Genomic DNA, 23564 nt, shown 5'->3' on the forward strand with positions numbered 1-23564 from the left:
ACTGCCCTTTCGGGCAGTAAAAATGGAAGCATAGCTAAATATGTTCTCAGGGGATCAGTATGTACTGATGCCTGTACAATCCTAAATAATATCGACATACATTTCAAAAGATATCTCAGTTGTATTTTAATAAATAAATCTTAATTATTATTCTTGGTTTCTTTTGTTGTTGTTATTTTTGTGAACAAACGATGTACAACAATAAAAAATACTGGAACAAAAAATATCGCCAGAATGGTTGCTGCTATCATCCCGCCCATCACACCTGTTCCAACCGCATTTTGCGCACCCGAGCCCGCACCATGACTAATGACCAATGGAAGCACACCAAGAATGAATGCCAGAGAGGTCATCAGGATCGGTCTTAGGCGCATACGTGCTGCATCCAATGTTGCTTCGATATCGCTTTTCCCCTGTTTTTGCATAATTTCAACGGCAAATTCAACAATCAAAATTGCATTTTTGGCGGATAACCCAATCGTGGTCAAAAGACCTACCTGAAAATAAACATCATTGGTTAATCCGCGTAGCCAGGTCGCTAACAACGCTCCAACAACACCAAGTGGAACAACCAGCATTACTGCAAATGGAATTGACCAGCTTTCATAGAGCGCAGCCAGACACAGAAAAACAACAATGATTGAAATAAAGTACAGCATAGGGGCCTGTTCAGTGGATAAGCGCTCCTGATAAGACATTCCTGTCCAGTCATATCCGATGCCAGCAGGTAGCTTTTCAATGAGCGAGACCATAAATGCCATGGCATCACCGGTACTTTTACCTGGCGCGGCTTCGCCAAGAATCTCCATCGAAGGGGAACCGTTATAGCGTTCAAGACGCGGTGATCCATAAGTCCATTCTGTGTAGGCAAAAGCGCTAAACGGAACCATATCTCCTGATGCGTTACGAACATACCAACTATTAATATTTTCCGGCAGCATGCGGTAGGGGATGGCTGCCTGCACAAAGACCTTTTTGACGCGTCCGTTATCCAGAAAGTCGTTAACGTAGCTGCTACCAAAAGCGGTTGAGATCGTTTGATTAATATCGCTGAGAGAGACTCCCATGGATTCTGCTTTTGCTGCATTGACCTGTACCCTGAACATGGGGGTATCCTCCAGTCCATTGGGGCGAACGCCGACTACCTGTTCGGGATGCTGTTTTGCCATTCCCAGGAGCTGATTTCTTGCCTGAGTGAGTTTTTGATGGCCCAGATTGGCTTTATCAATAAGTTCCAGATCAAACCCTGAGGCCGTTCCAAGTTCAGGTACGGCGGGTAGATTGAAAGGATAGACAATAGCCTGATTGATGGTACTTAGTGCTTTAACCGCACGTTGAATAATTGCATTAATACCGTCAGTACTGGCTGTGCGCTCAGACCAGGGTTTCAGACTGACAAAAGCCAGGCCATTGTTCTGACCTTGCCCACTGAATCCAAAACCGCTAACCGTAAAGACCGATTCCACATTCTTTTTTTCCTGTTCCAGGTAGTAGCGGCTTACATCTGCAAGTACCTGATTGGTTTTTACCAGCGTCGCGCCAGGCGGCAACTGTGCCATGGTCAGCAAAACGCCCTGATCTTCCTCAGGTAAAAACGAGGTTGGAATGCGCAGAAAAAGCACTATCATGGTAATAATAATCAATAAATACAGAAAGATATATCGAGACGTTACTCGCAGTATTTTGCGTGTACTGTCGCTGTAATGTTGAGTAAAACGCTCAAAGTACTGGTTAAACAACGCGAAAAAACGTGGTGGAGAGTGGGGGGAATCTGGATGAACCGGCTTGATCAATGTGGCGCACAGTGCGGGGGTTAATGACAAGGCGGTTAATAAGGAAAGCGCCATGGCGGCAACAATAGTTACTGAGAATTGCCGGTATATCTCACCGGTGGAGCCCCCCAGTAACGCCATTGGTACAAATACCGCTGAGAGGACAAGAACAATTCCCACCAGCGCCCCCTGAATTTGCGACATCGATTTATGTGTGGCCTCTTTTGGCGAAAGGTGTTCTTCGGCAATCACGCGTTCAACATTTTCGACAACCACAATCGCATCATCAACGAGCAGGCCAATAGCCAGAACAAGGCCAAACATGGTCAGAGTATTGATGGTAAAGCCGGCTATGGCGAGCACTGCAAAGGTGCCTAATATGACAACCGGGACTGCAATTGTTGGAATAAGTGTTGCCCGAAAATTTTGTAAGAATAGATACATAACGATGAAAACTAAAACAATAGCTTCAACCAGAGTTTTAACTACTTCTTGTATCGATATCTGAATAAAAGGGGTTGTATCATAGGGATAAACTGTTTTGAGCCCATAGGGAAACCAGGGGGAAAGTCGGGATATTTCCTCTTTTACTAATTTGGCAGTATCAAGGGCATTCGCGCCGGTCGCTAATTTAATCGCAATTCCTGCTGCGGGGTTCCCATTGTACTTCGCAACGGTGCCATAACTTTCAGCACCCAGCTCGATATGGGCAACGTCATTCAGCGTAACTCGCGAGCCATCCTGTTGAACTTTCAGAAGAATATTTCCAAATTCATCAGTATTTTGCAGCCGGGTCTGAACGATAATGGAGGCGTTCAGTTGCTGATTATTCGCCTGAGGCGCACCACCTAATTGCCCTCCGGATATTTGGTTATTTTGTACTTTGATTTCTTGAATGATGTCCTGAGGGACAAGTTGGTATTGATTGAGTTTTATCGGATCTAGCCAAATACGCATGGCATGCTGTGAACCAAATAACTGAATGCTACCCACCCCTGCGATTCTGCTGAGAGGATCTTTGATATTTGACGTGACATAATCGGCAATATCGTATTGGTTAAGCGACCCATCATCTGAAATAAATGCGGCAACAAGTAAAATGTTGCTACTTGCTTTATCAACACTGATACCTTGTTGTTGTACTTGCTGCGGAAGTGATGGCATCGCCAGTTGGAGTTTATTTTGTACCTGGACCTGAGCGATATCTGGATTGGTTCCCGATTCGAACGTGAGGGTCATGACCGCATTACCGGAGGCATCGCTGGTAGAGGACATATACATTAATCCATCCAGACCATTCATATTCTGTTCAATAATCTGCGTCACCGAGTTTTGCACGGTCTGTGCATCCGCGCCTGGGTAAGTCGCGGTGATTGTTATCGCAGGTGGAGCAATGCTGGGGTATTGGGCGATGGGCAACTGAGTGATGGCAATAATGCCGCTTAACATCATGATAATAGCAAGAACCCAGGCGAAGACTGGGCGCTCAATAAAGAAATTCGCCATAAGGAAGACTCCTGTTACCCGGCCTTACTGAGGTAAAGGGGGATTTGATTCCAGGGGGGAGGAAAGGGCATGGGCTTTAATGCCTGGACGAATCTGCTGGAGACCAGAGACAATTACTCTGTCGCCAGGGCGTAATCCTGACGTCACCAGCCATTTATCTCCTATCGCTTTTGCAGCTGTGATTTCACGCAACTGGACGATGTTCTCGGCATCGAGAATGAGCGTTGTCGCTTTGCCGCTGGCGTTGCGGGTGACCGCTTCTTGCGGAACCAGCAATACATGGTGCTGGATGCCTTCATTGAGTACAGCAGTAACATACATGCCGGGTAAAAGAGTATTATCAGGATTCGGGAAAATAGCTCTGAGCGTAACTGATCCCGTTGTTTCATCTACCGTGAGGTCAGAGAATTGCAATTTTCCCGTGTGGGCATACCGCTTACCGTTATCAAACTCCAGCAAGGCCGTCACCTGCCCTTGGCTTTGCTCAATTACGCCTTGTTCCATGTCAGTTTTTAGCTTAAGAAAATCATTGGCGGACTGGGTCACATCGACATAAACCGGGTCAAGTCGTTGAACCGTGACCAGTGCTTGTGTTTGGTTGGCGGTGACTAACGCACCGATGGTGACTGTGGGTTTTCCGCTTAATCCACTCAGTGGTGAAGTGACACTGGCATAGTTCAGGTTGATTCTGGCACTTTGTACTGCCGCTTTTGCCACTAAGAGGTTTGCCTGCGCTTCCTTTGCGTTAGCTTGAGCCGTGTTATAGTCCTGTCGGCTGACATAATTTGATTTTAGTAATGCTGTATAACGATCTAACGTTAAACGGCTGTTATCCGCAGCGGATTGAGCCTTCGCCAGATTACCCTTCGCTCGATCCAGTTCTGCCAGCAAGGGGGCAGAATCAATCTGAAACAACTGCTCTCCTGCATTGACCTTACTGCCTTCTTTAAACTGACGACTAATTATGATTCCACCAACTTGAGGGCGTATCTCGGCAATTTCGAAAGGAACAATGCGTCCTGGTAATTTGCTGGTGATATTTATTGATTCAGCCTGCAGAGTAATAACCCCCACATCCGGTACGGCGGGATGTGGAAGCGTATTTTTACTGTCGTCACATCCCCCGATGAAGAGAAGATTAAGCAGACCAATTACCGCGAATTTTCTTTTTATCTGCATCATATCGCTCACATTAATATCACGAGAGTTTGCGGTTTATCGGCACCAATTGGTAATAAACGACGCAACTAAGAAGCCGGTATAAACGGCGAGCAAGGAAAACAGTACATGAACGGCAATCTCTGTACTGGCCCAGATATAATCTTCGTTTTGCAAATGTGAAAAAACTTCCTCTGAAAAGGTTGAAAAGGTCGACAGACCACCACATAACCCAGTTGTGATCATCAGTTTAACTGCCGGTGAGAATGATGTAAGTCGTGTAAAAAAGACCGTAGCAAAGCCAATAATGAATCCAGCAATGATGTTCGAGATGAGAGTACCCGGCGGCAATAAAGGAAAAAAAGCATTTAATCGCTGAGATATACCCCAACGTAATGCACTTCCTATACCGCCACCAATCATAATGGCAATTAATGATGTTAGCATATAATATTAATTTCCTGATAAAATTGAAATATTACTCACTTGTATGCTAAAAGTAAGGTGATATTTTTAGAGTGACCAGATCGCTTATTCGCCGAAGCTTTAGCTTAAGCATAATGTTGAATTTTTGAATACGCATCGTCTGCTCAGAGATGTTAAGTGATTGGGTGATGTCATTCATGTTTTGCTGATTAATAATCGAATTAACAAGTTTCAGCTGGTTATGCGAAAGTGCCACATTCGGTTTCTGATATGAAATTTTTTCATCTATGATGAGTGAGAGTAAGTTCATAAGTGGCTCTTTTCTGTTTACAAACAGTAAAGGCGATGCGCTTTTCAATTTACTAATTTGAAAAGGGGCAAGGATGATGATTCTTTGCACATCAATGTGATTAAGCAGTCTGACCGTAACTTCATCTATAATATTATTGTGATAAGTATCGATAACTATTCTTACAGTGTGATCGATGTCATTAAAGTTAATGTCTGAAAGTTGATTAATCTTGATGATTTTTTCCTTTTCCTGTAGGTGAATAATACCCTGGAAAAGGAAAAAATCCTTTGTGATGATGAAAATCATAACAATGCTCCTTTGGTGCATATATCTAGTTATAATATTTGTAAATAATAGAGTTTTACATTGGTTATTGAGATTGAAGATGCAGGAGGCAGTTATTCCATGCTATGTTTATTTAATGTTATAAACATAATCTATTTTTCTGATTAATCCAGATGTAAATCTATATAATAATCCTAAGTAAAATTCTCAGTGCTATGAAATAACTGGTTTTTATATTTTAGTATAAGAAAATTCCTAGTGTGCAAAATGCCAACTAGATATTGGTATGAAATATTATGTTTTATGTTATCCAGGATTAATTTATATAAAGCTAGCTTGTACAATATCTTCTGGAACATTAGGATAAATATGTCACTTGTATTAGTGACGAACTTGAGACTCCTATACAGACTTTTGCTGGCGATAACTTCGCCAGCTTTTTTATTTATATTCAACAGAGAAAAGGTGAGAGATTCATGCGGTAATGCCTGGAAACATAGTTTTCCAGGCATTGAATAGAATGGACAGAAGATAATTATCGAATGTTAAGGATACAGGGTTTTCTCTACCTGTAGTGGTGGATCGTACCATCCCCAACCGGGATACATCATGCCATTCCAGTCGGCAGGCCAAACTGGCCCAATACCGTAGTCAAAACCTGGGGCCGGCATAATACGCGTTTCTTCTTGCCACACCTGATAACCAACAATATTCATTGTAACAAAAGAATAGGTGGAATTACCAACCCGGCCAGTACGACTCCCCGTCAGGTTACCCAGTACGGTAACATAGTGATTGCGGAAATTTACCGGATCGAGGAACATTAAGCTTTTGGCCAGTATCCGTCCCTGATATTGTGCCCCAATTTCTGGCTGCGCATTATAATTAAGCGGCAGTACAGCTATTTCAAGCAACGTTTCTTGAGGCTGATTAACAACATTAATAATGAGGCCTCCCAGTCGAACCTCTTGCCCAACATAGAGACCAGGGGTTTGCTTCAGTTTTAGAAAATCTTTTTGCAAGTCTGGTTGATTATTACCTTTAATCGATGCAGGAATAGTGCTACAACCAGAGAGAAAGAGTGTAATCGCGATGACCGCGATATATGGTAATTTCCCAGAGGGATAAACCTTTAACATATTATCTCCTTAAATAGATTAAATGTAAGGTTAAATAGAAAAGCATTATAATAAAGCTACTCGATTCTCCCTTATCAGGAGAATCGAGTTTTCAGGTAGGAATAATTTATAAATGACTTATTTGTATCATGGCATTTAGTTGTAAATGTCCGCATTGATAGTTTTGTGTTCAGCATGCCCTTCAGTTGATGTAATTACGTAGTATTTGCCACCCTTTTCATCTACTTTTTTGCTGAGCCCATCATCAGTCATTGTGAATCCATCTTCCGTTACGCTAATCTCTCCTATTTTGGTATATTTGCTTGCCTGTTCTGGTGTAATTTGCTCTGCGGCATATGCTGAAAATGCGATTACCGAACCTAACAATACCATGATGCTAAATTTTTTCATAAGTTGATTCTCTTATTAGAGTAATGGTGAACAATAATTATGTTAGATAATTTATTTTTTAATTCAATGCGAAAGTGAGTTTATTACCGATGCCACATTTTTAGAGGTGATTAATTAGTTGATCTAAAAGTATTTTTTGATGAATTGATATTTAATATAATAATCCTAACGTTGGATTCCAGTTGCGATCTGCAAAGAATATCGATTGTTATCTCTATGAACTAATTATATCCGCAGGGGTAATTAAGATTTCAACTGATTACTGAGACTTTCCTGTTAGCGGTCTTGGCCAGGAACAGTAATTACGTTATTTTGATGGATAGAATAATATTCTATAAATTATGAAATCACAAAATATAGATCTGAAATTATTGATAGTGCAGATGTTTGCTCTGTTATGAGTAATTAAATAGAGGTATATTTTCTGATTTTAAACCTAAAAATACCCATCCTTCTTTTGAAAAAATTTAAAGTGCAGCTATGTCACGCCGATAACCATGACGAAAATATGGATAAGGGAGGTAAGTGGCATGTGGTGGGTTTATCGAATGCCGATGAAAATGAAGTTAATAATCGCGCTGCAACCACTATTATTGGCGTTATGTTGGTTTGCTGGTTCAGGAATATGGACGCGCATCGAAACAGAACGACAGATGGAGAATATTGCCCAACTGACAGCCCTCGCGCGCAGTGCCGGAAATGTGGTGCATGAACTGCAAAAAGAGCGTGGAATGAGTGTCGGGTTTCTTGGGGCCGAAGGGAAGACGTTCAAAGATGAACTAAACGCACAACGGGCCTTAACCGATCGCGAGATCGAGGTATTTGTGGATTCGCTGTCCGATACCGCCTTACAGGCAGGGGATGTCACCACCTCTGTCGCCGCGTTTAAGAAAAATATTCTGTCACTGGCGACACTCCGGGAAAAGGTGACGCAATTGGGTCTGCCAGCCTCTGAGGTGGTTAAGTTTTATACCAACGTTATTGCTGATGTACTGAATTTTGTGGGCCGGTTAGGGACGTTGACGGATTCCGGCGAGATGGCGAATTCATTCGCAGCCTACTACAACCTGCTGAATTTGAAGGAGCAAGCGGGTATTGAGCGGGCGCTGCTGGCAAATATCTTTTCCTCTGGTCATTTCGCCGACGGACAATTACATCAGCTTAGCGATGTGGTCAGTAAACAGAATGTCTGGCTGGCGCAATCTTTGCGCCTGAGTCCACCTGAACAGGCCGCCATGCTCAAAAGTCGCTTACAATCCACCGACGCTACCCAAGCGCTTTCATTACGCGAAGCTGCGTTTAGTCATGCGGCGAATGGTGGATTTGACGTCGATCCTACCGTCTGGTTTAAAGTACAAACCCAGCGTATTGAAGTGATGCGACAGATTGAAAATGTGGCAGCGAATCTTCTGTGGGAAAGTGCGATAAAACTCGCGCAGGATGCGCGTAAGAACTGGCAGATATATATGGCCGTGAGCCTGCTGGCGCTACTGGCATCATTGGCGTTCGCCGGGGCCATCGCACTCAATATGCACCGTCAGTTCAGCGACACGCTAAACAAGATTGCGGGTATGAACGGCGATCTGACTCAACGTCTGGCGACACCAGGGAAAGACGAGCTTTCTTCGCTCAATCGCGCCTATAACACGATGCTGGAAAATATTCAGCACATCGTACAGGAGATTAAACAAGGCTCTCTGGTGCTGTACGATGCCAGCAGTAGTATTACGGCGGGAAATCAGGATCTGGCCCAGCGCACCGATGAACAGGCCGCATCGATTGTAGAAGCCGTGGCCAGTATGGAACAGCTCTCAACGACGATTACGCAAACGGCGGACAATGCCCGCGAAGCGGAGCTCCTGACAATAAGATTGGAAAAAGAGGTTCGCCAGGCCAGTAACGTCGCCAGCGCGGCAAATCAGAGCATGGGGGATATTCGCTCCTCCAGTGAGAAAATCTCAAATATCGTTACCTCAATTGATGATATTTCTTTTCAGACGAATTTGCTGGCGCTGAATGCGGCTGTTGAAGCGGCTCGCGCCGGAGAGATGGGAAGGGGGTTTGCGGTAGTAGCCAGTGAAGTGCGTAACCTTTCACAGCGCTGTGCTAAAGAAGCGAATCAGATCCGGGAGCTGGTGGCGCAGAATATGGTAAAAATCAGCGAGGGCGTTGAGCGGGTTACCGCATCAGCTACCGCGCTAAAAGCGGCGGCGGATAATACCACCAGTATGAAGCAATATATCGGCGATATCGCCCGGGTAGCGACGGAACAATCGCAGGGTGTTTCCCAGATAAACCTGGCGCTGAGACCCATGGAGCAAGTTACACAGCAAAACGCGGCATTGGTTTCTCAGGCCGCGAATGACAGCCAGCGGCTGGATAATCTCTCAGTAACCATGAGGGATCTGGTTAATCGTTTTGTTGTCTGACATGACACCGCTATCCCGATCCGGCAAAGGTGTCGGATCGGGAGGGCTCATTACCTCAGGATGAGCCTTATTCTATTAACGTGGCGCCAGAACCACCCTTCGCCGGGCATACAACGTTACCGCAGACAAGTGAAAATCGACATTTGCTGTCCGTAACTTTCGGGATTTGAGTTCTTTCATGGTGATACCGCGAATATGACCTTCATCTATCAGGCTCTTAATCTCCGCCGTGCTGAGTAAAAGCTGGCGCTTCAATATCGATAGCACACTGATCTGAAAAGCACAGGTAAGCCTGATGCTGACGGCGAAGTGCTGGTCAATGTTGATGCTGGCCTGCCATTGTTCATGAACACGAAAATCAGGCTTACCCGCAAGCTCAGCGTTGTTTCGGCTCAGAGTGGCTTTATCATGAGAATAATAGTGAACCGTACTGGCATCATTAGTGATAAACCGCTGGTACAGCTCTCGGTTAATTTTGCTGATGTGAAGCCGTGAGAACAGCGAGATATTCCACGTATATTCACAATGCGTACATTTATAAATGCTCCAGATATCGAGCACTTTTTTTTGTGAATTGACCCTGAAGGACCCGGAAGGTGCAAACTCGCGTTTTACATTACATGCGGGACAGCGTTTGGTAATACGCTGGTACCCGGCAGGAGTGACAGTCCATGTGACTTTCATACCGTACCTTTTTTAACCCAAATAAATTCGGATCCGTATTGAACGAACCATCGTTTTTATATGAGAAAAATATTTGTCAGATATTTTTCAGTGGGTTAAGAAAAGATTTCTAACACGGTGACCCTGTCCGCCAGCCAATGAATTCCATGAGATTATCAGTGTGATAACAATTAAGTATATGAGTTGAATCAATATTTGTTAGGTTGCCGGGCTTTCGGTAGTCGTCTGTCGCTGGTAAAGTGAGCAGCAAATACCGAAATGTGGCCAGAAGGGAATGCCGTGTGAGCGGACGTATTGATTATCAGACTGAAAAGTACAGCTTTACAGAGGCTGCTGAAAGTTCTCGTCTTACCGGCCAATGGGCTGACGTCATTGCTGAATGTCGGGAAATGAAGGCCGGCCCGGAAGAGCGTCTGCGTATTGCCTTACTGAACGTGGACTATGTGACCAGCTTTGAGCTGCCTTTTCGGTTGTTATTACTTCGCACCCCGCAATTGATTGCCAGCGTGCGTGACGCGCTACAGCTTAGCCAGAAAAACGTCATCTTTAATGGTAAACGCTTTGGGTGTGTATATACCCTGAAAGCGAGCCTTGACGGTATACCGGATGAATTTCAGTATCGCCTGTCGCATCGTATCCGGCGCATAGATCCAGAAGGGTTGACCGAAGCCCCTTACCAGCAGATCGCAAAAGCGGTGAAATCTCCACGGGAACGCCTGAAGATGGCGCTCGAATCAGGACTTGATGTCACGGCGTTGGACGGGCTTTTCTGGTTTGGCAGCCAGCGTATAGCAGCTGACGTACTGAGGTTGAGAAAATCAGGGATGCGGGTAGCGACGGGCCAGATATTGGTGTCTGATAATCTCACTGCAACAATGAGGCCAGTACCGTTTTATCGCCTGGCTCAGGGCTGAGCTAAAGAGATATTTTCCTGCAACGTTCAATGAGATAGTTAATCGCATCCTGGGGAGACAGCGCCCGGTCGATGTGGGACTGAATCATGGCATCGTTGCAGCAGATATGACAGCATTCAGCCAGCTTTCGGCAATATCACGGGCAGAATTCAGCAATGGCTCGCCGGTTGTGGCAGGGCACCAGGCCTGATTGGCAACCTGACGACAAGCCAGGGGCGACAGTTTGGCCGGCAGCGTAAAAGGGGGATTCATTAATAACCGTTCTCGGCTTAATGGGAATTTATGGCATATGCTGGCAGAGGTATTTTGAAAAGCCAGATCATTTTCACACTTCTATTTTTAAAATTCGATCTGTTTCGGCGATTAATCAATGATTGCTGGAGTATATATCTATTTTATAAATACTTTAACGCATTCATAATTATTGTTGTGAAGAATTATTTTTCAATGGAGAATAAGTTTCTGGAATAAATAATTTGATTTTCTGGAAAATGGTTTAACATTTAAAATATACATAAAACCCACTCTGAATTCTCTGCCTGATGTACATGGTGGGTAATTAATAATTGTCAAAAGATATTGTTTATGTTGTTTGTATTTATGGGGTGAAGTTTGCGGATTGAATAATCATCAGATTGGCAAAACTTAATCGGAGCTGGGCGCTAAATTGTTACTTAACCGAAATAATTAATAACGGGAATTAAGTGGCGCGATGGCAGGTTGTATACGCTTAAATCCTTTATGGGCAATGGATCCGGAAAGAAATATTTGTTCATTTTCTGAAATGGAAAATAGCAGTGACGGACTTTAAGTGAAATTATTATTTACATTTGCATTGGGCGTGCAGACTTGTTAACGCCATCAACCGGCGTACGATTTTCATCGTAACCCTCTGTTTTATTCATCATTATTTATCGCTGTCAGGGCGGTGGAGTCGTTTTGTGGAAAGCCCCTTTGGCTTTCACTTCTTCTGCTGTCGTAGACACGTCAAATGAAGGAACATTGCATGTCCGGTTCGTACCAGGAAGAAATACCCAAAGCTCGTATTAACTTATATTTAGCCCTGCACACCGGTGGGGCCCAGAAAAAAACCGGGCTGCCGCTGAAACTGCTGACAGTTAGGGACTTCTGTCATGGCCGGGAAAATCGTCCGTTGTCTGAACGCGAAAAGGTAAACATTTCGAAGAGCAATTTCGACAGCGTAGGCGACGATCTGCAGGCGTCCCATCCGTTTCGCGATACCAAAGTCATTGTTGAAGACATTGAGGACAAGCCGGGTTTCTTCCGTGTGAAACGCTTTGCAATCCCTCATTTCCAGGTCGATGGCATGGACGTCAATCTGTCTGTGGCATCCCGGATGCCTAAAGCAAAAGCATAAGGCAGGACAGGGATGAAAATTTATCGTCCACTGTGGAACGAGGGGGCTTTGCTGTCCCCTCAGCAGTTCCAGCAGCAGGCTGAATGGGAATCTTTTCGCAGTGCCGGTGCATCAGCGCTAGCCACCCCGTTCCCTTGGGGCGTGGAAAAGATTGAGTTTAATGACAGTTTTCTTTCGTCCGGCCTGATCCAGATTACGCAGTTACGCCTCTGGCTGGAAGATGGTTCACTGATTGATGCGCAAAGGAGCGATCTGCTTCCCCCTCCTCGCGAGTTAGACCCGGATCTGTTGGCTGGTCTGGATGCGGTAACAGTCGTTATCGCACTCCCTCATTTGCAGCCCGGTGTTGTTAATGTTGAACAGGAAGGCATGACCGCTGACCGTCCGCTTCGTTACCGGGAGGAATGGGTAACTATACCGGATGTTTTTGGTTCTGAAGAAGAATCCATGGCAGTTGCCCGGTTTAATTTCACCATCCGGTTTGCCCATGAAAGTAATGAGGCCTGGAAAGTCTGCCCGGTAGCAAGACTGCTCCGGGATGGACAAAATGCGTGGCGACAGGATCCGTCTTTTATTCCTCCAGTGGCGTCATTCGGAGCAAGTCCGGTTCTTCGCGAACGTCTGGTGCTGCTCAATCGCCAGTTACGCTCCCGACGCCAGCGTCTGATGACCATGCGTCGTGAAAGCAACGAAAGACTTGCCGATTTTGCTGTCGCGGATGTTTCCCTTTTCTGGTTGCTGAATGCACTGAATTCTCACGCCAGAGTGCTGACGGAATACGAACGTTTTCCGTGCCGTCCACCTGAACAGGTGTGGGCGGAGCTCGCTCGTCTGGCAGGCAGTATGCTGACCTTTTCCCTGGACCATGACCTTGACGCTATACCGGGGTATGACCACGAGGAACCAGCCAATGCGTTTCCCCCGCTGTTTGACCTGATAGCGGGGTTGCTGGAGGCAAGTCTGCCATCCCGGGTCATTGCACTGGAAATGTCCCGCCCGGACGGACAGACATGGAAGGCCAACCTTCACGATATTCGTCTGCGTGAAGAGGCCGACCTCTGGCTCTCTGTGCGCTCAGATATCCCGGCCTGGCAGGTTGCCGACAAATTCCCGGCACTCTGTCAGGCGGGGTCACCTGATGAAGTTAATACCATTTATGGCGCCGCGCTCAGGGGGATTCCATTGATTCCGGTGAGCAGAGTCCCGGCAGCATTGCCTGTACGTATGGAGAACCAGTACTTCGCGCTTGATATGGAAAGCTCCGCTGCGCATGAAATGCTGGAGCAGGGGGTGTGTATGTTCTATGTGCCTGAGTTACTTGGCGCTCTGGAACTTGAACTGTTTGCGGTATTGCGCTCATGAGACAGGATATTGATATCGACCAACTGATGACGGAGACCTGGCTCACCGTCACCATGCTGAAGAACGGCGCTGTCACGCTTAATGGCTCTGCGCTTTACCACAAATGCGTTAAACAGGTTGAAAGTGTGCGGGAAGCGCTGGAGCGTGCCGGTTATGACGAGGCCAGTGTCGGGCATATTTCCTACGCACAATGCGCCCTGCTCGACGAGACGGTGATGAGCCGTAAGCCTGAAAAAAGCGAGGAAGGAGAGGCGACGAAAGTTGATGAAGGCCAGATAGCCTGGCGTAAAGCGCCGCTTCAGGCCCGATTTTTTGGATCACTTCGGGCAGGTGAAGCGCTATGGGATCGCATTGCAGAAGTCCTGCGTCAGCCCTCACCGAACCCGGCCGTTTTAACCTGTTATCACCGGGTGATTGCCCTGGGTTTTCAGGGGTTATACAGCCTGAAAGAGGTCAGCCAGTCGCAGCGTGATGAGGTAGTGAAAGCCCTTTCTGAACGCGTTTCTCCGCCTGATGCAGGTCTGTCACTGGTTGTTGTCCTGATGGGGAAACATCGCTGGAGTCTGTTCCGTTCAGTCTGGTTCTGGATAGCGCTTGCCGTCATTCTTACCGGCGTTATCTGGTGGGGGGGCCATCTGTGGCTTCAGGCTCTGTTGTCAGCACAAATACCGGAGCTGCATGGCTAATGCGTAGAACAGTCATCATTCCGGTAGTTCTGCACACCCTGGTAGCCGTTGCCACGTTGTTGTGGTTGCTGTGGTGTTTTATCCCGACAGGCAACGTTTTTAACGGTCTGATCACTCTGCTGCTCCTCCTTCTGGCAGGCGGGTATGTTGTTAAAAACTGTCGGAGTGAAGAGCCTACTTCTGACGTTACCCTCCCGGTTGCTGAACTGCCATTACTCGACACCCAGGGCCCCGTTGTACTGGTGTGTGGTGACATGCTGGAAACGTTGTTTCAGGGAGGTCCTCTGCGTAAAACAGCCCAGGGATGGTGGCTATGGGCCGGTGACGTCAGCCGGTTAACTGACATTGTCCGCAGCATACAGAAGCAGTTCCCGCGCCAGTTCGGACAGCTCTCGGTGATGTACCGTTGCCTGCCAGACCATCATCAGGATGAAGCCGTTCTGCGTTCCGCACTGAAAACGCTCCGCCAGCAGTGTAAACAGATTAAATCCCTGACGGGATTCACACTGCCGGTTGTGTTGAGTGCCGAATTTTCCGGACCTGAAACGCCGTGGATAATCGTTCGGGGTGATAAGCGGATTGTATGCCCGGTTAATGATTCGCCTCAGGCATTCATTGACTGGCAGCAGGTGGGAGACAATATCCTGGCGCTGCCAGCAGTCAGCCAGGCATTTTCCTTTCTCCGTAATATGCTGGCCGATGAGCTGGAGAAACCTGACCGGTTAACACCGCCTGTGCGCGTATTTTCCGTGGCCATGCGCCTCGGAGTAGTCAATCCAGAGACTCAGTCTGTCTGGTCCGATTGGCTCTATTCCCGCACCTGCTTGCAGTTTTCACGGGAATCCCTGCAGCCACTTCATACCGGTTTGTTCCCGGATGCCGTTCTGCCACTTTTGGTACCGCTTACTTCGACAGTTCAGGGGGGCCAGCGTACCCGCCGTTTGGTTCTGTTGATGTGGCTGTGCGTTCTGACGGCTATGGGCATGTCCGCGCTCAATAATTGTAATCTTATTCGTCATGTCAGTGCCAATTTACAGCGCTGGAATGCTATTCCAATGAAACATTACCGTCCTAAAGCAGAATCACTGGCCGCATTGAAACAGGATGTGCTCCTGCTTGAGCGGTGGCAGCGTCAGGGAGAGCCTTTACGCTACAGCCTGGGCTATTATCCGGGGCAACGCCTGTGGCTGGCCTTGCAGCAGGCTATCGATACCTGGACTCCCCCTCCTGCCCCTAAACCAAAACCGGTACCCAAAATTGTACGGCTCGACAGCATGTCGCTGTTTGATTCTGGCAAATCAGCACTTAAAGACGGCTCAACCAAAATACTCGTCAACGCACTGGTGGGGATCAAAGCCAGAACAGGCTGGCTCATCGTGGTCAGCGGCCACACAGACAATACCGGCAGCGTACAACTCAACCAGACCCTGTCTTTGCAACGAGCGGAGGCCGTCCGTAACTGGATGCGTGATACCGGGGATATACCGGAAAGTTGTTTTGCCGTGCAGGGTTACGGTGACAGCCGACCGATTGTATCAAACGACACGCCTGATGGCCGTGCGCACAACCGGCGTGTCGAGATCAGCCTGGTACCGCAGGCTGACGCCTGTCGTCTGCCAGATGCAAAACACGCGTCACAGGATGTAAGTGACGTTTCAACTAAATAAATGGAGAAGTAAACATGGCAATCCCGGATTTTCTGCGGCTGAAAGACGATGGCGGCGCTGACATCAAGGAGTCTTCTTTTGAGAAGCATAACCACCTTGAGCAGATCGAGCTGCGCTACGAAAAAATCTCCTGGACCTACAAAGACGGCAACATCATTCATTCCGATTCCTGGAACGAACGTACCACGGCGTAAGCCCCAGGCGGACATATCCCTTCTGTCCGCCATTTTGTATTGCTCCGCACAGCGCCTGTCAGGTGGACGCTTTGCAGAGCAGTCACACAATTTATCGGCATGAACCTTATGGGCATCGGTTGACGGTCAAGGGCGGTAGCGTGCCTGAACAAGAGGGAACGACATGGAACATTATTCAGCAGTCCTGCTACGACGACTTAACCCTTATTGCGCCAGAGCACTGGAGGGGGCGGCTTCTTTATGTCAGATCCGTGCGCATGCAGAAATGACGCCTGAGCACTGGTTGTTAAAGTTGCTGGATCAGGGTGAAGGTGACCTGCCGGTTCTGAGTCAACAGTTGTTAAGCCATATAGCGGCAAAACAAAAGCCCTCCTCATTACAACTGACCAGGGATGACGAAAAGGGCATTGTGCTGGCGTTTGATGAACGGGCAGAAGGAGAGCCGTCATGAGCAGTTCCCTGATCAACAAGGCAACTAGCGTGGTACCGCAGCTTTTAGGGCAGTCGCGGTACCGGGTTGAGGTGCATGAATGCAGCGAATTTCTGGATGTTCTGCACTACAGCGCGGTGGAATCCCTCAGTCAGCCCTGGCGGTATGACGTTGCGGTCACCAGCTCCTCTGTGGATATTGCCTGCGGCGCGTTACTGCTGAAACCCGCGTCATTTACTTTCCAGACCCCGGTGTTTGACGGAACACCGGCGCTGCCGGTCAGGACGGTGTTCGGCGTGGTGGAATCCTTTCGCCGCGTGTCCACCTCGAATGATGAGACCCATTACGCGCTGACGATCGTTCCCCGTATCGCCCTGCTGGAGTATACGAAAGGGAGCGAAATCTACCTCAGTCAGTCAGTGATTGAGGTGGTCGAACAGGTACTGCGTAAACACGGTCTGGAAGGGCATGATTTTGAGTTCCGGCTCTCCCGCGAATATCCCTCCCGGGAGCTCATCACCCAGTGGCGGGAAACTGACCTGGAATTTATCCAGCGCCTGCTGGCGGAGGTGGGTATTTACTGGCGCTATGAAATGGACAGCCGTCTTGAGCAGGACGTGGTGATTTTTCAGGACAGCCAGCAGCAGTATGAATTTGGTGTCACCCTGCCATTGCGCAACCAGGCCGGGATGAGCGACAGCGGGCAGGAGAGCATCTGGGATATTCAGACTGCATATAAGGTGGTGAGCGGGAGTGTGGTCACCAGGGACTACAACTACCGTGAAGCGCTGAAACCTCAGGACAGTGCCGAAAGCATTTTCAGCAAGGAAGGGATCACCACCGGGGAAACATACCATTATGCGGAACCTTTCCTGACAGCAGATGACGCTGAAAGCACTGAGACCGGGGCATACTTCGCCCGCCTGCGTCATGAACGTATTCTGAACGCGCAGTCCCGCGTCAGCGGGCATTCCTCCAGCCCCCATCTGGCTCCGGGTCAGGTACTGGAAACGGACGGCACGTTACCCGATGCTGTCAGGGAAGGCATCGTCATCACCACGGTACGCACCAGCGGTTCACGCAAAAGCAGCTTTACGCTGACGTTTGAGGGTATCCCCTACAGCGAAACCGTCTGCTGGCGTCCGGCACTGCTCAGCCGCCCGGTAATATCCGGCTCGCTTCCGGCCCGGGTGGAAAGCACACAGAAAGGTGATACGTACTCCTGGCTCGACGCACAGGGCCGCTACCGGGTGAAACTGGACTTTGACCGCAACGATTCCGAACAGGGCTATGCGTATTTGTGGCTGCGGCTGGCGAAACCCTATGCCGGTGATACATACGGATTCCACTCACCGCTTCTCGACGGAACGGAAGTGGCTGTCGTATTTGACGGCGGAGATCCGGATCGTCCCTACATCGCTTATGCCCTGCATGACTCAGATCATCCGGATCATGTCACCAGCGATAATCATACGCGGAACGTGTGGCGCACGCCGGCGAACAATAAGCTGCGGATGGAAGATAAGCGCCAGGAAGAGCATATCAAGCTTGCGACGGAATATGGCAAAACGCAGCTGAACCTGGGGCACCTGGTCAACAACCAGCGTGAAAAGCGCGGTGCCGGTTTTGAACTGCGAACGGATGAACATGGCGCAGTACGTGCGGCAAAAGGGCTGTTCCTGACGGCGGATGCCCAGGCCAAAGCGCAGGGCCCGGTGCTGGAAATGGCCCCTGCCATTAACCAGATTCACCAGGCCAACAGCCAGATGCAGGCCCTGAACAGCGCCGCCGAAGCCGCCGGAGCCCTGGTCTCTGACATCAACACCCAGATTAATTTTGTGACCGACAAAATCAAAGCCCTCCAGTCAGCGGTCCTGCTGGGTAGCGCCCCGCAGGGGGTGGCAATGACCTCAGGTGAACACCTTCAGCTCAGCAGCACCGGCAATACCATGATCAATGCAGGCCAGCATCTTGATATCGGTGCGATGAAAAATCTGTCCGTGAGCGTTGAAAAAGCCCTCGGTCTGTTTGTGCATAAAGACGGGGCGAAGCTGGTTGCCAACCAGGGAGACATCGAGATTCAGGCGCAGCACAACACGATGGCCCTGTTTTCTGAAAAGCAACTGACGGTGACCAGTAGTGAAGATGAAATTATTATCAGCACCCCGGAAACGCTGACGCTTAACGGTGGTGGGTCTTACCTGAGGCTGAGTAAGAACGGCATTGAGCACGGTTCATCAGGTGAGTTCATTATGAAGACGTCGAATTATATGGTACCGGGTACTGGCGCGAATCTTCCAAATGAAACCCCAAATTTCAGCCTGACGGATATTATCCAGGAAAATAAGATCAGCAGTAAGTCATTCAATGACTGATACAAAAATAGTGAACAGGGAACATAGACTATGAAATCAACGCTTAAAAATTTATTGCTTCTGTTGACTTTTGTTTTCGCAATATTTTTAAACTTCAGTTTTGGAGAAAATAACAACCCGACACTCGATGCGAAAAGTCCAGAATTCGTTGTTAAAAAGTTTTACTCTGACTATCTCACCGCGTGGAACGACCCTGATGTGGAGAGTGGTGCAGAGAAAAGTCAGAAGGCAATTGATAGCTATACGACGCAATACCTTCAGCAACTTAACAGTGACAATGATACTGGGGCTGATTATTTTATCAACGCTCAGGAAATATGTCCTGACTGGGTTAATGAAATCGAGGTTAAAACATCTTCCGTGAGCAGTAATAAGGTTGCAGCTGAGTTAACGCTTGGACATGCTGATAGTGAATCAAAATATGATATCGGCCTTGTTCTCAAGAATGACAAATGGCTAATGAATTCGGTGAAGTTCATATCCAGAAAAACAGGCCATTGCAACGAGAGCTAACGGAGAGAGACAATGTTCAATCAAAACACTGCTCTGAGCACATTAAAATCAAATGCGGCGTCTATTGCTGCTATAAACAAAAAGAATTTTGATAGCGGCAAAGATAAAAAACTGAGATATGGAAAGTCCAGATGTGCGCATTATGTAAAATTGGCATTGATTTCTGGTGGGCTGTCGGCAAAAAACTCCGGAATTAACTCAGCAAAAGATTACGGGCCTTGGTTGGTTGAAAATAATTTTAGACCTGTTGAAGGTGTAACAACGGTAATTAGTGGTGGCGTTTATTCCATCTCAGGACAACAAGCCGGTGATGTTGCAGTCATTCAGGCCGTGGGAAAGCATACCGATGGCCATATGACCATGTTCGATGGAGCCAAATGGGTGTCTGACTTTGTGCAGGACCGTGGATTCTATCCTGCCCAAGCGTACAGGGAAAATAGTGTTGCATATAAACTTTATCGCTATGCTGGTGCAACGGCTGTAAATAAAAGTACAGCCTCTACTAAGGGGAAAATAAATATCGTTTGGCCGATCCCCTCTAACAACCGTGGAACTGAATTTCGTAGTCAGGAAGATATCCTTTCGCATCTGGGTGGGGAGTCAACCGGACAATACGCAATTGGCCGTAGTGGGATGTGGCATGGCGGTATTCATATAACACATACCACGACACCGTGGTGTGCTCTCAGTGGCAAGGCACCTTTGGAGGCATTCGATTTCCCGGTTGCTTTCAAAGGCGAGCAGGCTGTACGTTGCATGGCTGACGGCGAAGTAGTTGCTTATCGGATCTGCAAGGACTATCTGACGCTTGCTTGGGAATCCGGCCCACTGAGTTTTTCCGGCTCATTTGTGCTGGTAAAACACTACATTCAACCGGGTGATAAAGAATCCAGCGGGCTGCATTTCTACACCCTGTATATGCATCTTGCGCCGTATTCAGCTTATGAAGCTGAAGCAGAAAATCAGTGGGTCATTCAGGATACTCTAAGAGCATATTCTGAAATGGACTGGCTGACGGCGAAACTGACTTCAGATAAAACTTCACCACAAATTGCCGGACACATGCCTAAAGGGGCAAGAGTGGAGTGGGACCCAGCAGACAGCAATCTTAACGCCACAGGAAATAACAAGCGAAAATATGGCCTTGTGATACTAAAAGGATTACCAGAAGAAACCAGCAGTATCCTCACACTTGGTCAGCGCTATTGGGTTGTTGTGGATAACAACAATATTAAGCCAGCGCCGGGGGCCGCTCCAGGCTGGTGGCGGCATTTGCTTCCTCCCGCAAAGGAAGTCATGGTATTCGATAAGACAGTGAGTCTCAGTTCTCCATTTGCTATTAAGGCCGGTGACCCGATTGGCCACATGGGCTACTATCAGGCACCAAAAGACGGTGGTTATGAGGCACGATACCAGGTACATATCGAATGCACGAGCATGGATGATAATCTGGAGAACTTCCTGACCAACCCAGAAAAAGTGGGGGAGAAAAACCCGCTCTGGTTGAAGTATGCTCCTGGTCTTGCTCTTTTCACAAAAGATGTTGCGAAGGGCACTTTCGCAAAGGGGGCGACGTCAACAACGCGGACAGGAATTCTACCGTTGAGTCAGGTCACAACAGAAACTGATAACTCAACAAAGCAAGAATACTGGCAGTTGCGGCCGGAAAATGCCTATGTGCCCAAAGGCCAGGCGGAGCCTCAACTTCTGTCACAGTATGATCTGGCGAAGCTAGGCTTTAGAACTGAAACCTCAGAGCCTACCAGTTTTGATTACCTGGATGGAAAAAACCAGCCTGTTGGATTCTTCCGCAGCCTTATCAACTCACTCTATGAGGCTGCGACCGGTGATACGCGAACCAGTCATGCCCTGGTTAAGCATAATTATCAGCGCCTGCTGGATAAAATTGACAGCGGAAGTGAACGCTATTCGCCAATGGAATACTGGAGAGCACTTCACAACCCTGATTATCGTGACGTCATTCAGAAAACTATTGTAAAACATCCCAGCGACTGGTACTTCAAAAAAGACGATGCTATCTGGCAACCATTCCTGAATGCGCTGAAAAAAGACGCTCCGGAATGGAAGAAATACAGTGAGGATTTTCTCGATAAAATGGCATGGATGCAGGATGTGTCCACTGAGAAGCTCGGGCCTTCATTATGGCATATGCATCCAATAATGTTTTTGGGGATGATGAAGCTCAATAGCAAAATTAAATACATATATACTGATTATAAACTTACACTACAAGAAATGTTGAAGAAGCAACTGACAGTGTTAAATATGTATGGAAATGACCCAATATCACCCGCGTCAAGAGAACGTGTTGTGGGGGAATATATCAACCCAGAGAAATATGAAGATAAAGAGGGGGGTGGTATATTTCAGTTCTTGGTGATCAAAGGCTATATGGGAGTTCCAGAGGAACAATTAAAGGCTTTTTTAAGTGGTAAAGGAACACTATCTGGCCAAGAGAAGATATTTATCGAAGCGGCTAAGAAATACGATATAAATGAATGTTATCTCGCTGCTCACTCGGTAGTTGAAACAGGAAACGGTAGTCCAAGAGGAATGGGGGGAGGACGAACGTTCAATTATAAAAATCAAGGCGAGAGGAAAGTATACAATATGTACGGGATTGGGGCCGTTGACAACAATGCTACATTGGGCGGACTCGGCACAGCTTACTATAAAGGATGGTTTACCCCTGAACTTGCCATTGATGGTGGTGCTCAATATATATCTGCAAATTTTGTTAACAGTACAAAACATAAATTCCAAAACACTCTTTACAAGATGAAATGGAATCCTGAAGCCCCAGCCAGTCATGAATACGCATCGTCTGTCAACTGGGCAAATGAAATATCTAAAAACATCCGAAAAATTTGTGGTCATGACCTTTCGGCAATATCTTCCGATATAGTGTTTGATATACCTAGATACAAGGAGTGATTGTGAAAACCTACCTACCATTTTTTATTTTAACATGTTTAATGATCACAGGCGCACACGGAGCTTGCCTTGACAATATAGCATCTAAAAATATCTTAATAAATTCACCTCCAAAAGAAATGATTGTAAACACACAGAATCGCTTGTATTTCTATTCTGCTCCAGAAGAAGACTGCAAAATTAAAGATTTGTTTGTTGTGAATAGTGATCATTTGCTTGCATATCATGAAAGTCAAAACTTCACATATGTAAGTTATTTAAGTGACAAAAATAAAATTACAAGCGGGTGGGTTCATTCAAATGGCGTGAGTACAGTAGCACCTCAAAATAACACACAAGATGTTATAAATATAAAAGATTTTCTAGTAACCTATAAAAGCAAATCGCCTATTTTATTAGGTTCCTCATCTAAGAAATTTAATAGCTGGGCACAGAAAAGCAGACTGGAATTGTCTGACCCATCATTGGCTGGAATTGATGAAAACAATTGGACAGTATCATTCGATGGAGGATATGTCGGACTTAACGAAGTTGATAAGTCCATAGAAGGTAGGATCGATAATGATAGCGAGACCTATTTAGCTATCTTTAACATATCTGGCGCGGGGTTCGAAACATATCGTGGTATCTCAATTGGCAGCAGTTGGAATGATATGTTAGATAAATATGGCAAAGGCAAGGGGATTGTTGACGGACCATCATGTTTATCTTACCCTTACTTTTGGATGAAATTAACTTTTTGCAAAAAAGACGATTTAGTTAGCATGATAGAAATGTCTGATGTCCCACCTAAATAATGGTTCTGAGAAATGAGTCTGTATCTGGAGGGCTTTGCGATGACTACCATTATTTCGACAATGAACTGATTTTTGATGATCCAGTTTTAAAGGGACCAAATAATGAAGCATCTCAATTTAAATTTGTTTTTGTCATTGTTGCTATTTGCAGGGAATTCAATCGCTTCAACTAATTGCAAAGCAGACAATAGTTATTATTCTTACAATCCCTC

Annotated in this window: 17 protein-coding genes and 4 pseudogenes; 13 read left to right on the forward strand and 8 right to left on the reverse strand. The window is 46.9% G+C overall.

Annotation, left to right across the window (positions count from 1 at the left end; genetic code table 11):
- Window positions 1–140: 140 nt before the first annotated feature.
- The 6 genes from AC534G_RS07590 to AC534G_RS07615 all read right to left on the reverse strand — a co-directional run bounded on the left by AC534G_RS07590 (window position 141) and on the right by AC534G_RS07615 (window position 6968).
- Window positions 141–3278 carry an efflux RND transporter permease subunit gene (locus AC534G_RS07590; protein WP_110497281.1) on the reverse strand — a complete coding sequence of 1046 codons (3138 nt, stop codon included), beginning with the start codon at window positions 3276–3278 and terminating at the stop codon, window positions 141–143.
- Between the two features lie 24 nt (window positions 3279–3302).
- Window positions 3303–4457: an efflux RND transporter periplasmic adaptor subunit gene (locus tag AC534G_RS07595; RefSeq protein WP_077224012.1), complete on the reverse strand. Its 1155-nt coding sequence runs from the start codon at window positions 4455–4457 to the stop codon at window positions 3303–3305.
- Window positions 4458–4493: 36 nt separating this feature from the next.
- Complete coding sequence (gene crcB, locus AC534G_RS07600; protein WP_069325332.1) at window positions 4494–4883, reverse strand: fluoride efflux transporter CrcB; 390 nt, start codon at window positions 4881–4883, stop codon at window positions 4494–4496.
- Between the two features lie 46 nt (window positions 4884–4929).
- A complete protein-coding gene (locus AC534G_RS07605) occupies window positions 4930–5460 on the reverse strand; it encodes a helix-turn-helix domain-containing protein (RefSeq protein WP_110497283.1) in 531 nt (176 codons plus the stop codon).
- 524 nt (window positions 5461–5984) lie between these two features.
- Entirely contained in the window at window positions 5985–6578 is a 594-nt protein-coding gene (locus AC534G_RS07610) for a Slp family lipoprotein (protein ID WP_069325335.1), read from the reverse strand.
- Window positions 6579–6713: 135 nt separating this feature from the next.
- Window positions 6714–6968 (reverse strand): YdgH/BhsA/McbA family protein, encoded by a 255-nt coding sequence (locus AC534G_RS07615; protein WP_069325336.1) that lies wholly within the window; start codon window positions 6966–6968, stop codon window positions 6714–6716.
- A 530-nt stretch (window positions 6969–7498) separates the two neighbouring features.
- Between AC534G_RS07615 and AC534G_RS07620 the strand changes: the two genes are divergently transcribed.
- On the forward strand, window positions 7499–9397 hold the full coding sequence (locus tag AC534G_RS07620; RefSeq protein WP_069325337.1) for a methyl-accepting chemotaxis protein: 1899 nt from the start codon (window positions 7499–7501) through the stop codon (window positions 9395–9397).
- Between the two features lie 75 nt (window positions 9398–9472).
- Here AC534G_RS07620 and AC534G_RS07625 read toward each other — a convergent pair whose 3' ends face one another.
- The gene (locus AC534G_RS07625; RefSeq protein ID WP_038642403.1) at window positions 9473–10081 is read right to left on the reverse strand and encodes a DUF1062 domain-containing protein; all 609 of its coding nucleotides are present in this window, start codon (window positions 10079–10081) and stop codon (window positions 9473–9475) included.
- 281 nt (window positions 10082–10362) lie between these two features.
- Here AC534G_RS07625 and AC534G_RS07630 point away from each other — a divergent pair, with 281 nt between their 5' ends.
- The gene (locus AC534G_RS07630) at window positions 10363–10995 is read left to right on the forward strand and encodes an ECs1377 family protein (protein WP_085047793.1); all 633 of its coding nucleotides are present in this window, start codon (window positions 10363–10365) and stop codon (window positions 10993–10995) included.
- An 84-nt stretch (window positions 10996–11079) separates the two neighbouring features.
- On the opposite strand, the gene AC534G_RS07635 is transcribed toward AC534G_RS07630, so the two are convergent.
- Window positions 11080–11247, reverse strand: coding sequence for a hypothetical protein (locus AC534G_RS07635; protein WP_161959066.1), 168 nt, complete (start codon window positions 11245–11247; stop codon window positions 11080–11082).
- A gap of 754 nt (window positions 11248–12001) precedes the next feature.
- On the opposite strand from AC534G_RS07635, the pseudogene AC534G_RS07640 reads away from it, so the two are divergent.
- The 11 genes and pseudogenes from AC534G_RS07640 to AC534G_RS07690 all read left to right on the forward strand — a co-directional run.
- Window positions 12002–12199: pseudogene (locus AC534G_RS07640) on the forward strand (type VI secretion system contractile sheath small subunit); the annotation flags it as partial.
- Window positions 12200–12373, forward strand: a pseudogene (locus AC534G_RS07645) (type VI secretion system contractile sheath large subunit); the annotation flags it as partial.
- Between the two features lie 12 nt (window positions 12374–12385).
- Window positions 12386–13735, forward strand: a complete 1350-nt coding sequence (gene tssK, locus AC534G_RS07650) for a type VI secretion system baseplate subunit TssK (protein ID WP_087857284.1) — start codon at window positions 12386–12388, stop codon at window positions 13733–13735.
- Complete coding sequence (tssL, locus tag AC534G_RS07655; RefSeq protein WP_199981238.1) at window positions 13732–14421, forward strand: type VI secretion system protein TssL, short form; 690 nt, start codon at window positions 13732–13734, stop codon at window positions 14419–14421. The genes tssK and tssL overlap by 4 nt, the downstream gene beginning before the upstream one ends.
- A complete protein-coding gene (locus AC534G_RS07660; RefSeq protein WP_110497292.1) occupies window positions 14421–16088 on the forward strand; it encodes an OmpA family protein in 1668 nt (555 codons plus the stop codon). The genes tssL and AC534G_RS07660 overlap by 1 nt, the downstream gene beginning before the upstream one ends.
- 59 nt (window positions 16089–16147) lie before the next feature.
- Window positions 16148–16282, forward strand: a pseudogene (locus AC534G_RS07665) (type VI secretion system tube protein Hcp); the annotation flags it as partial.
- A 163-nt stretch (window positions 16283–16445) separates the two neighbouring features.
- A pseudogene (locus AC534G_RS07670) lies at window positions 16446–16619 on the forward strand (Clp protease N-terminal domain-containing protein); the annotation flags it as partial.
- Between the two features lie 110 nt (window positions 16620–16729).
- The gene (locus AC534G_RS07675) at window positions 16730–19087 is read left to right on the forward strand and encodes a type VI secretion system Vgr family protein (protein WP_110497297.1); all 2358 of its coding nucleotides are present in this window, start codon (window positions 16730–16732) and stop codon (window positions 19085–19087) included.
- 30 nt (window positions 19088–19117) lie between these two features.
- Entirely contained in the window at window positions 19118–19600 is a 483-nt protein-coding gene (locus AC534G_RS07680) for a DUF3828 domain-containing protein (RefSeq protein WP_069325345.1), read from the forward strand.
- Window positions 19601–19612: 12 nt separating this feature from the next.
- Window positions 19613–22555 (forward strand): N-acetylglucosaminidase, encoded by a 2943-nt coding sequence (locus tag AC534G_RS07685; RefSeq protein WP_162620717.1) that lies wholly within the window; start codon window positions 19613–19615, stop codon window positions 22553–22555.
- 2 nt (window positions 22556–22557) lie between these two features.
- Window positions 22558–23352: a hypothetical protein gene (locus tag AC534G_RS07690; protein WP_110497299.1), complete on the forward strand. Its 795-nt coding sequence runs from the start codon at window positions 22558–22560 to the stop codon at window positions 23350–23352.
- Window positions 23353–23564: the final 212 nt, after the last annotated feature.

The sequence above is a fragment of the Citrobacter sp. CRE-46 genome, from assembly GCF_059615875.1.

What these genes read in the sequence shown, in the direction of transcription:
- AC534G_RS07590 (WP_110497281.1), bottom strand. Translation starts at nt 3,278, where the DNA reads ATGGCGAATTTCTTTATTGAGCGCCCAGTCTTCGCCTGGGTTCTTGCT.
- AC534G_RS07595 (WP_077224012.1), bottom strand. Translation starts at nt 4,457, where the DNA reads ATGCAGATAAAAAGAAAATTCGCGGTAATTGGTCTGCTTAATCTTCTC.
- crcB (WP_069325332.1), bottom strand. Translation starts at nt 4,883, where the DNA reads ATGCTAACATCATTAATTGCCATTATGATTGGTGGCGGTATAGGAAGT.
- AC534G_RS07605 (WP_110497283.1), bottom strand. Translation starts at nt 5,460, where the DNA reads ATGATTTTCATCATCACAAAGGATTTTTTCCTTTTCCAGGGTATTATT.
- AC534G_RS07610 (WP_069325335.1), bottom strand. Translation starts at nt 6,578, where the DNA reads ATGTTAAAGGTTTATCCCTCTGGGAAATTACCATATATCGCGGTCATC.
- AC534G_RS07615 (WP_069325336.1), bottom strand. Translation starts at nt 6,968, where the DNA reads ATGAAAAAATTTAGCATCATGGTATTGTTAGGTTCGGTAATCGCATTT.
- AC534G_RS07620 (WP_069325337.1), top strand. Translation starts at nt 7,499, where the DNA reads ATGTGGTGGGTTTATCGAATGCCGATGAAAATGAAGTTAATAATCGCG.
- AC534G_RS07625 (WP_038642403.1), bottom strand. Translation starts at nt 10,081, where the DNA reads ATGAAAGTCACATGGACTGTCACTCCTGCCGGGTACCAGCGTATTACC.
- AC534G_RS07635 (WP_161959066.1), bottom strand. Translation starts at nt 11,247, where the DNA reads ATGAATCCCCCTTTTACGCTGCCGGCCAAACTGTCGCCCCTGGCTTGT.
- tssK (WP_087857284.1), top strand. Translation starts at nt 12,386, where the DNA reads ATGAAAATTTATCGTCCACTGTGGAACGAGGGGGCTTTGCTGTCCCCT.
- tssL (WP_199981238.1), top strand. Translation starts at nt 13,732, where the DNA reads ATGAGACAGGATATTGATATCGACCAACTGATGACGGAGACCTGGCTC.
- AC534G_RS07660 (WP_110497292.1), top strand. Translation starts at nt 14,421, where the DNA reads ATGCGTAGAACAGTCATCATTCCGGTAGTTCTGCACACCCTGGTAGCC.
- AC534G_RS07675 (WP_110497297.1), top strand. Translation starts at nt 16,730, where the DNA reads ATGAGCAGTTCCCTGATCAACAAGGCAACTAGCGTGGTACCGCAGCTT.
- AC534G_RS07680 (WP_069325345.1), top strand. Translation starts at nt 19,118, where the DNA reads ATGAAATCAACGCTTAAAAATTTATTGCTTCTGTTGACTTTTGTTTTC.
- AC534G_RS07685 (WP_162620717.1), top strand. Translation starts at nt 19,613, where the DNA reads ATGTTCAATCAAAACACTGCTCTGAGCACATTAAAATCAAATGCGGCG.